Annotated in this window: 9 protein-coding genes and 1 pseudogene; 2 read left to right on the forward strand and 8 right to left on the reverse strand. The window is 70.3% G+C overall.

All coding sequences use genetic code 11. From position 1 onward, the window contains the following. Window positions 1–127 precede the first annotated feature (127 nt). From AB0L29_RS16750 to AB0L29_RS16770, 5 genes and pseudogenes are all read right to left on the reverse strand, one after another. A complete protein-coding gene (locus tag AB0L29_RS16750) occupies window positions 128–1135 on the reverse strand; it encodes a (-)-alpha-amorphene synthase (RefSeq protein ID WP_365827726.1) in 1008 nt (335 codons plus the stop codon). After that, entirely contained in the window at window positions 1119–2531 is a 1413-nt protein-coding gene (locus AB0L29_RS16755) for a cytochrome P450 (protein WP_365827728.1), read from the reverse strand. The genes AB0L29_RS16750 and AB0L29_RS16755 overlap by 17 nt, the downstream gene beginning before the upstream one ends. A gap of 393 nt (window positions 2532–2924) precedes the next feature. Beyond that, window positions 2925–3398: an SRPBCC domain-containing protein gene (locus AB0L29_RS16760; RefSeq protein ID WP_365827730.1), complete on the reverse strand. Its 474-nt coding sequence runs from the start codon at window positions 3396–3398 to the stop codon at window positions 2925–2927. Window positions 3399–3407: 9 nt separating this feature from the next. Further along, window positions 3408–3889: pseudogene (locus AB0L29_RS16765) on the reverse strand (transposase); the annotation flags it as partial. A gap of 131 nt (window positions 3890–4020) precedes the next feature. Next, the gene (locus AB0L29_RS16770; RefSeq protein ID WP_365827732.1) at window positions 4021–4569 is read right to left on the reverse strand and encodes a hypothetical protein; all 549 of its coding nucleotides are present in this window, start codon (window positions 4567–4569) and stop codon (window positions 4021–4023) included. Window positions 4570–4857: 288 nt separating this feature from the next. On the opposite strand from AB0L29_RS16770, the gene AB0L29_RS16775 reads away from it, so the two are divergent. Beyond that, the gene (locus AB0L29_RS16775) at window positions 4858–5064 is read left to right on the forward strand and encodes a hypothetical protein (RefSeq protein WP_365827734.1); all 207 of its coding nucleotides are present in this window, start codon (window positions 4858–4860) and stop codon (window positions 5062–5064) included. Here the strand turns inward: AB0L29_RS16775 and AB0L29_RS16780 are convergent. Together AB0L29_RS16780 and AB0L29_RS16785 are read right to left on the reverse strand one after the other, a co-directional pair. Beyond that, the gene (locus AB0L29_RS16780) at window positions 5037–5897 is read right to left on the reverse strand and encodes an IS701 family transposase (RefSeq protein ID WP_365827736.1); all 861 of its coding nucleotides are present in this window, start codon (window positions 5895–5897) and stop codon (window positions 5037–5039) included. The genes AB0L29_RS16775 and AB0L29_RS16780 overlap by 28 nt on opposite strands. 158 nt (window positions 5898–6055) lie before the next feature. Beyond that, on the reverse strand, window positions 6056–7177 hold the full coding sequence (locus AB0L29_RS16785; protein WP_365827738.1) for an NAD(P)/FAD-dependent oxidoreductase: 1122 nt from the start codon (window positions 7175–7177) through the stop codon (window positions 6056–6058). Between the two features lie 391 nt (window positions 7178–7568). Here AB0L29_RS16785 and AB0L29_RS16790 point away from each other — a divergent pair, with 391 nt between their 5' ends. Continuing rightward, a complete protein-coding gene (locus AB0L29_RS16790; RefSeq protein WP_365827740.1) occupies window positions 7569–8405 on the forward strand; it encodes an alpha/beta hydrolase in 837 nt (278 codons plus the stop codon). Window positions 8406–8938: 533 nt separating this feature from the next. Here AB0L29_RS16790 and AB0L29_RS16795 read toward each other — a convergent pair. Then, on the reverse strand, window positions 8939–9562 hold a 624-nt coding region (locus tag AB0L29_RS16795), incomplete at its 5' end, for an IS630 family transposase (protein ID WP_365827742.1).

Below are 9562 nucleotides of genomic sequence, written 5' to 3' on the forward strand. Positions count from 1 at the left end.
TGTTGGAGCGTGAGGACGACAGGTAAGGGTGAATCAGGCGCCGGAGCGGATTGCCGGCCCGCTCCGGCGGGTAGTGCGGTTCGAATGGCCCCCTCGCCAGACGCCGGTTCGCGGGAGCCGGCCGGGCTCACGGGAGGGCGGGCGCGGCGGCCGCCTCCGCGTAGCGCGGTACGGTGCGGGACCAGTGGTAACACCCGCTGATCCAGCCGGTCATGCCCTCCACGTATCCGGTGCCGGAAGGGCTCAGCTGCCGTGCGAACTCGGCGTGGAGCTGCTCGAACTCCCTGATCGCGGCGTTGATCTGCCCGACGGCCGACACGACGGCCGCGGGCAGGGAACACCGGCGGGCGTATCGGTGGGCGAGAGCCAGATTGATCGTTTCCCCGGTCCGCTGCTCCTTCGCCGCGGAGAACAGGTCGGCCGTCCACACGGCCGCGTCGACCGACAGGCGCCTCAGGCGCCGCATGACGGGGTGATGGAGTTCCTCGGGGATCAGATCGCGGTTCTGGGCGGCCTCGTACAGCGGGTAGAAGGGTTCGACGCCCGCGGTGAGCGACCGTATGGAGGTGACCAGACCGATCCGCGGCGGAGAGGGGCGGGACTGGGCCACCGCCTCGTAGAGCAGACCGTGGACGTACTCGCGGCTCGTCGACGCCCACCGCGCCGCCTGCGCGGGAGTGCACCGTTCCCGGACCTGCCGGTACAGGTCGGCCAGGGCCGCCCCGAGGGCGGTGGTGGGCCGCCGGCCGTCCCGCAGGATCTCGATGCTCTCGCACAGCAGGGGCAGCAGGCGGTCCGGCCGCCGCCGGCCGAGCTCCTCCGCCCGGTCGTCGAAGACGAACTGGTAGGCGATCTGGTTGGCCACGATCTGGAGGACGTCGCAGTCCACCGTGGGGCTGGTGTAGGAAGCGAGCTGGGCGGGGCGCGTGCGCGAGATCATCACCGCCACCCCCGGTTCGCCGGTCAGCCCCCACGCGTCCAGCCATTCCCCGACGCCCGCCGCCGCCTTCGACTCGTGCGGGCTGCTGCGGAACGGGAAGGGCATGTGGATCCGGGCGTCGATCAGTTCCCGCAGACCGAGGGCCGCGGTCCGGCCCCGCGCGCCGGCCGTGATCTCCTCATGCGTCGTCGACACCGGGGTCACCTGCCGTTCGGGAGTCGGGTACAGGGGATGCTGCCGTTCGGGAGTCGGGTAAAGAGGATGCTGCCGTCCGGGAGTCGGGTACAGGGGATGCGACAGCCGTCCGGGCCGCGGGAGAACCCGCGCGGGACGGCGGCCCGATCCGGTCGCGGGTACGCGGCTCGCACGTCATCGTCAGCGACCTCGGGCCCAAGGTGACGGCGGGGCGCGGCGGTTCGGCGGGGCCCGGGCGGGACCGCAGGCGCCAGCGGGCGGCGATGCCCGCCAGGGCCACCGTCGCCTCCGCCACGGCGAACGTGTCGCCGAGGCACTTCCGGCTCCCCGCGGCGAACGGGATCATCGCACCGTGCGCCGCCGCGCCGGTCCCGCCCGGCATCCACCGCTCGGGGAGGAACCGGTCCGGTTCGGGGAACGACGCGGGATCGTGGTGCAGGAGGTAGGGGCTGTACAGGACGGTCGTGCCCCGGGGGAGGCGGCGTCCGGCGAGAACGGTTTCCCGCGTGGTGACGCGGGTGAAGAGCCAGCCGGGCGGTGAGTGGCGGAGCGTCTCGGTGACGACGCACCGGGTGCGCACCAGGAGCGGCAGGTCGTCGGGGCCCGGCCGGCCCCGCCCGGCGAGGACGGCGTCGACCTCCCCGTGCAGGCGTCGCTCCTCCTCCGGGTGCCGGGCCAGCAGGGCGAAGGCGGAGGCCAGGCACAGCGCGGTCGTCTCCACCCCGGTCAGCAGGAGGGTGATGAGGTGGTCGTGGACCTCCTGTTCGGTGATCCCCGCCTCCGCGCCGCCGTGCGCGGCTTCCAGCAGGGTCCCCAGCAGGTCGTCGCGGGGACCGCCGCGGCGGCGCTCGGCGATGAGCCGGTCGACGATCGCGTGCAGGCGGGCAACCGCGTGCCGGTAACGGCGGTTCGCGGGCGCCGGTATGCGGAACACCGCGTCGACCGGCACGACCGTCCGGACGAACAGGCCGCGGACGACGGCGGCGAGACAGTGCCGTATCTCGGCGGCCGTCGCCGCGTCGAGCGAGTCCGAGAACAGGACACGGCTCATCACCCCCGTCGTCAGCGTCATCATCTGCGCGCTGACGTCGATCCGCTCGCCCGCCCGCCAGGACCGGCACACCGCCTCGGCCTCCTCGGCCATCAGCCCGATGTGATCGGCGACGCGGGAGGCGCGGAAGGCGGGTTGCAGCAGTCTGCGCCGGCGCCGGTGCTCCCCGTGGGGGCAGGTGACCACGCCGTCCCCCATCAGCAGGCGGAGCCTGTCGTACTGCGGACCCCCCTTGTCGAAGGTGCGGGAGTCCATGAGCATCTGGTGGACGAGTTCGGGGCGGCACACCATCCAGGCCCGCCGCGGACCCAGGCGTATCTCGACCAGATCGCCGTGCGCCGGCAAGGAAGTGAGAAAGTCCAGCGGCCGACGGAAGAGGGCGATACCGTGACCGACGGACGGGAATATGCCTGGTGCACTGCCCACTGTCCAGGTTCGTTCAGGCCCGGGAACGGAACCGTTCATCGAACACCACCTGCCTCGGTCGACACACGGAACGCGGTGACACTCCACCGACTGGGTGTTTGAACGATGTCCTGCCCAAGTCCAACCCGCTGCTGTTCTGAGGAATCCTTTCTTCAATGGGGCGCACGGAAGCACGAAGGAGCAGGGCGGGAATCGCCGTGTGATGGTGCGCGCCCCGGAGCGAAAAAAGAACCCCGCCGAGGCGCGTACGCCTCGGCGGGGTTCGTCGAGCGGGGGCCGGGCGGCCAAGCAGACCGAGCAGCCCGAAGCGGCCTAGGAGGCGCGTTCCTTCGCCTCGACGTACTGGGCCAGGTTCGCCAGGGCCAGGCGCGTGCCCGTCTCGTTGTCGGCGGCGGGCACGGCGTCGGGGACGCCCTCGTGGACGACCAGGACGTCCGTGCCGCCGCCCTCGGCGTCGGTGAGCGTGGTCGTCATCGTCATGGTGCCGCGCAGCGCGGGGTCCTCGGTCTCGAACTCCAGCACCTCCACCACCTGCTCGTCCGGCACGAGCCTGGCGAAGTGTCCGCGGTACGTGTCGGTGCGCGCGGCCGACTTGCCGGCCCCGGCCGGTGCGTCGTAGGTGAGCGAGATGCGGAAACGGCCGCCCTCGCGGGCGTCGAACTCGTGCACCTGGCTGCTCATGTCGGGAGGCACCCGCCACTGGGCGATCTCCTCCGCGCTCACGAGCACCCGGTAGACGGCCGAGCGCGGGGCGTCGACATGACCGGAGACCTGCGTCGTGTACATGAGTTCACCCTAAGCGCTGTCCCGTGAGTGATCTACGGTGTGCTGGTTGACCAGCCCGTTACTCCGGCACCCGGCCAGGGTGAGGTGGTGCAGACGGGCGCTGCCGAGCACGGCGTGGTGACGCCGTCACCTCCCAGGCGGCAGTCGCGCAGGATCCTCCAGCCCTTCATCCGGGCGAGAACGTGCTCGACGCGGGCCCGGACCTCGCGGTGAGAGGCGTTGTGTTCCTCCTTCCAGGCGGGGAGCTCGGCCTGGCCGCGCTCGCGGCGGTGCGGGAGGACCATGCCGGTGCCCCGGTAGCCGCCGTCCGCGATGACCGTGGTGCGGCCGACGGTGTCCTTTGCGCCGGACAGCTCCCACGTCTTGCAGCCGTTGCGGTTGCCGGGCACCGGCTGGCCGACGGCGATCACGAGAGGGGTGTCGGCATCGATGACGACCTGGTGATTGGCCGAGTACCTGTGGTTCTCCGACTGCCCGGCGACGGTGTGGTCAGAGCAGGAGCGGACTCGCCTTCACCGCCACCACGGCAACCCTCCTATGCCACCGTCGCATCGCCAGATGAAATGGCGTCTCAGGTCCGCCGGCGACCGCGTCGCACTCACCGGCCGTGCCCGAGGCGGGGTCAGGACCTGATACGTGATGCCCGTCGTACGGGCCAGGCGATCAAGGTCGTGGCCAGGGCGGCCACCGCGAGCGCGGAGCCGGCGACCAGGACAGCCACCGGATCCCAGAGCTTGCCCAGTACCTGCACGAGGGCGGGGAAGGCGAATCCGACATAGGTGAGGCTGTAGAACACGGCGATCACAGTTGAGATGTTCTGCGGGCCGGCGAGTGACTCCGCGAGCTGAAGACCGCTCACCAGCAGGAGACCGTGGGCCGATCCCAGGACGACGGCCGTCGCCAGCAGCAGGACCAGTGAACCGGTGGCCACGGTGAGCGCCGCGGCGAGCAGCCCGGCGATCACCGCCGCCATGCCGGTCCGGAACGGTGCCGCCGGGGACCGCCGGGCCAGACGCCGTGCCCGCGGCTGCACCGCGATGCCACTGCCCAGAGTGACGGCGGCGACCACACCGCCGCCGACGGCGCCGTATCCGCCCAGCGGCACCAGGACGGGCAGCGCCGCGGGCGACACGGTCGCGGCACCGAAGACCCAGGGTGCTGTCGGAAGCACCGCGGTCAGAAAGAGGCGGCTGGTCAGCACCTTCATCGGCCCGGCACCGGGGCGCGCCAAGCGACTGCCTCGCCCGGCGGCGGACGGAGCCGACTCAGCAGCGCGCCACGCCACCGGCAACGTCAGCGCCACCAGAGCGATGTGCACCAGGTAGGCCGCGGTCTGCGGCGAGGGCAGCCATTGAGGTGTTGACCGGACTACCGAGGGACTCGCCGGGCCACGGCGCATCCCCCGGTCGGTCCAGTCGGTAGATGTTGCGCATCCGAACGAGCAAGGAGCGCAACAAAGTTGGACGAGTTCTCGCGCGATGTCCGATCGATTCGCCTGCCACGGTGGGGGCAAGTGGCCGCGAACCCGGGCGTGGTGCCATGGCTGGTCTTCGATGAGGAGGGGCGGGCTGTCGAGCCGGTACGCCGGTACCTGATCGATTTCGTCGCCCGGTACAACCGGCCCGGCAGCGTACGCAGCTACGCCTTCGACCTGCTGCGGTGGTGACGGTGGCTGCGAGTGTTGCGGCGGATGAGCAGGTGGCGGTGGCTGCCGGTGCCGATGTGGACCCAAGCCCAGTCGTAGTAGCGCGGGCCCTTTGCACCGTTGTCGGCGCTGTGCCGCTGCCAGGCGGCTGTGAGGAGCCGGCCGACGAGGGTGCCCGCACGCACGAGGGTGCGTCCTTGGTCGATCCGTACCCTGGTGGTGCAGGCCACGGCCAAGACGTAGCCGATGCCGGTCTCCTCCGGACGGGCGCGTAGGTGTGGGTCCTGGCCGTAGGCTTCGTCGCCGGTCACCCAGGAGGCGGTGAGTCCCGCGTCCGGCGCGGCGGCGATCATTTCCCCGGCCAGGTGGGGCTTGGTTGCGAACTGCACCGTCTCGGGTATCCCGGCTGCCCGGCGGCGCTCCGGATCGGAGCACCGGGAACGCTCGGGAAGGTAGAGCCGACGGTCGACCAGAGCCCGTCCCCGCTGGGTGGCGTAGGCGAGGAACACGCCGACCCGGCTGTTCTCGATGCGTCCTGCGATGCCGGTGCACTGCCGCTGCACCCCTGCCGAGGCCCGGCCCTTCTTCACGAAGCCGGTCTCGTCGACGATAAGGACACCGCCGTCGGTGCCCAGGTGTTCGACGGCATAGGTGCGGACGTCGTCGCGGACGGCATCCGCGTCCCAGCGGGCGTAGCGCAGCAAGCGCTGCATCGCTCCGGGCCGGGCATGGCTGGCCTGGTCGGCCAGCTGCCAGCAGTTCTTTCGCTCGACACTCGACGGCGGCCCGAGCAGGTAGGCGCGGGCGGTCGCTCGGGGCTCCACCCTCCCGAACCGGCCCGGGATCCGGGTCATGACCTGATCGGACATCGCCCGCCAACGGACAGGGCCTACGCTATGGCCTGCGGCCACCGCAGGATCTTCAAGAGTCCACACAACCCCCGATGATCACGCGATGGCCGTACCCGTTCCCCGCCGGGTCGGCGGCAAGATCGCGAACCCGGACCGGGGTATCAGGAGTGATCGAACAGAGTGACTAGGCTCTGCGGTGCTTCCCGGCCGAAAAAGATTTCCAAGTTCTGCGCCGAGCGGCCCGCGGCGTCGCTACTACGCAGGAACAGCCGCTCTTCGTAGGCGCTGAGCGCGACCTCGATGTCGGGTTGCTCAACCAGCTTGCCGGCCAACTCCGCGCCGTCGTACATGGCGAGGTTCGCGCCCTCGCCGGCAAAGGGCGACATTAGATGCGCGGCGTCTCCGACGAGCGTCACTCCGGGCATCCTGTCCCATTTGAGCCCGACGGGAAGGGCGTAGATGGGTCGGAGCCGCGGTTCCGCGTCGCTCTCTGTCACGAAGGCGGTGAGCAGCGGCGACCAGCCGTCGAACTCGTCGGCAAGTTGGCGGAGGCCCGCGGACGGGTCGCCGAAGTCGATCGACCTCATCCATTCCTCGGGCTTGTTCAGCGCCACGTATCCGCGCGCGTGCCCGTCGGCGTAGCGGTGGGCGATAATGCCTTTGCCCGGCGCGACCGCCATCAACGTGCCGCTGCCGATCGCAGCCACGCTCGCCCGACAGTTCTGGCCGCCCGAGGTGAGGGCGATCTCGATGAAGCAGGTTCCGCTGAAGAGAGGCTCGGCGGGGGTGAGCAGCGGACGCACCTTCGACCAGGCACCGTCCGCGCCGATGACGATGTCGGCGCGCGTGGCGGAACCATCCGCGAAGGCGAGGACGTAGCCGCCCTCCGGACGGTGCCGGACCGAGGCGAGCTTGTGACCCCACCTGATCGTCCCAGGCGCTAGCGAGTCGATGAGCAGGCGCCTGAGTTCGCCACGATCCACCTCAGGACGGGCCGAACCGGGGTCCGCAGGCATGTCGAACAGGACCGTGCCGTGGCGGTCGACCACACGCTTGGCGTCCTCGCCCGGGCGGACCAGGGTGAGGAACTCGTCGTACAGACCAGCTGCGCGAAGCGCGACCTGTCCGGTCCCTTCGTGGATGTCAAGCAGGCCGCCCTGTGCACGGGTCGTCGCCGAAGCCTCACCCTCGTAGATCGTCGCGGCGACGCCGTGAGCCTGAAGCACCCGGGCGAGCGTCAGCCCGCCCAGTCCCGCTCCGACAACGGCGATGGTCTTCTGCATGCTGCGCTCCTCTGTAGCGCCGACACGCGTCGGCGATCTTCAGCGCCGTGAACGGACGGGATGTCCGGTCTCGGCAGGAGACGCTCACCGATGAGAACCATCTGCATCGATGTATGTGCGATGCCCGGCGGGTGGACCCGCGAGACATCGTTTTTCGCGACCCTGTGACTATAGCCCGGCATCCACCCCGCAGCGGCCGGGGCCGCTCACGCTGCGACGCGCCGCCCCCGCCACGTTCATCTCCGACAGCCGCCCGATGGGTGGCGCCCGCCGCGTGGGATCCCAGGACGACAGTTCCGGCGGAGTTCGTCCGAACCGCTTGATGATTGAGTAGACCGGTCGTATAGTCCTGGGTGTCGGAACGGAACACACACTTTCGGAGGCAGAGGTCATGGGACGCATCAAGGTCGGCACGGAGAACAGCACGGACATCGAGGTGCACTACGAGGACAAGGGGTCGGGTCAGCCCGTTGTGCTGATCCACGGCTACCCGCTGGACGGCAACTCGTGGGACGGACAGACGTCGGCACTGCTCGACGCCGGCTACCGGGTCATCACCTACGACCGCCGAGGCTTCGGCAAGTCCAGCCAGCCCTCGACGGGTTACGACTACGACACCTTCGCCGCCGACCTCCATGCCGTACTGGAGGCGCTGGATCTGCGCGAGGCGGTCCTGGTCGGGTTCTCCATGGGCACGGGTGAGGTCGCCCGTTACCTCTCCACCTATGGCTCGGCGCGTATCGCCAAGGCCGTCTTCCTGGCCTCCCTCGAACCGTTCCTGGAGATCACCGACGACAACCCCGACGGTGCGGCGCCTGCCTCCTTCTTCCAGGGTGTCTCCGAGGCGGTCAAGAAGGACCGGTACGCGTTCTTCTCCGACTTCTACAACGACTTCTTCAACCTCGACGAGAATCTGGGCACCCGCGTGAGCGAAGAGGCGGTCCGCAACGCGTGGAACGTCGCCGCTGGATCGGGGGCCATCGCCTCGGCGGCCGCCCCCCTGGCCTGGCCCACCGACTTCCGTACCGACATTCCCAAGATCGACGTCCCGGCCCTGATCGTCCACGGCACCGCCGACCGCACCCTGCCCATCGACGCCACCGGCCGGCGTTTCGCCAAGGCCCTGCCCACCGCGCAGTACACCGAGATCGACGGCGCTCCCCACGGACTGCTGATCACCCACACCGCCGAGGTCAACGAAGTCCTGCTGGCCTTCCTCGGCCGGTGAGTTCCACGGTCCGCGTCCGGCGGGCCGGTGCGGGACGACTGCGCCGCCGCGCCCGTGACGGCCGGCCGGTCCGCCGAGGCGGCCGGACAGCGACGGCTCGTCGGCGCCCGTCCGCCGAACGGACACTTCGACGCGCTCCCGCCGCGGAAGCAGCCGGCGCGGTCCGTCGCCCTACAGCCACCTGATCCGGCCCGGCCGCCGAAGCCCTCATCAGGTTCACCACCACCCGCGCCTGAGGCACCAGGCGGCACCACTGGCTCGAACAGCTCCCACCGTCCGAGCGGCACCCTCCGCTCGACAAGCGAAGCAGTCACCGCTCCGGACCGCCGCAGGACCACGCCAAACGAAACGGCGTCCCAGGGCCTGTCGTCGGACTCCCGCCTGCTCCGCGACGCCCTGCACGCCCTCTCGCCGCACCGGGCGCGGACCCGAGTGCATCCCGTACGAGGGCCGGCGCCCGGCACGCCGGGAGCACGCACCCGACGCCGCGGGGCCCGCCCTCCGGGCGGACGACGGGGGTTCGACGACAGGCCCTAGTCTTCTGAGTCAGGAATTCTGTTCAGATAACTTGCGAGGCGTTCGAGGATCTCGTCTGCGGTCTTCGTCCAGACATAGGGCTTCGGGTCGGTGTTCCATGCGGCGATCCAGGCACGGATGTCCTTCTCCAGCGCCTGGACGCTCTTGTGGACGCCGCGCCGTATCCGCTTGTTGGTCAGCTCGGCGAACCACCGCTCGACCAGGTTGAGCCAGGACGAGCCGGTGGGGGTGAAGTGCAGGTGGAAGCGGGGATGAGCCACCAGCCAGGTCTTGATGGCCGGGGTCTTGTGGGTGGCGTAGTTGTCCAGAACCAGGTGCACGCCCAGGCCCTGCGGGACCTCCCGGTCGAGCTTGATCAGGAACTTTTTGAACTCCTCGGCCCGGTGCCGGCGGTGCAGGGAGCCGATCACCTTCCCCGTGGCCACCTCCAGAGCGGCGAACAGCGTCGTGGTGCCCGCGCGTACGTAGTCGTGGGTGAGGCGCTGCGGAACCCCGGGCATCATCGGCAGCACCGGCTGGGAGCGATCCAGCGCCTGGATCTGACTCTTCTCGTCCACGCAGAACACCAGGGCCCGCTCGGGCGGGTCCAGATACAGGCCGACGACGTCGTGCACCTTGTC

This window comes from Streptomyces sp. NPDC052701 (assembly GCF_040678355.1).
GTDB lineage: Bacteria > Actinomycetota > Actinomycetes > Streptomycetales > Streptomycetaceae > Streptomyces.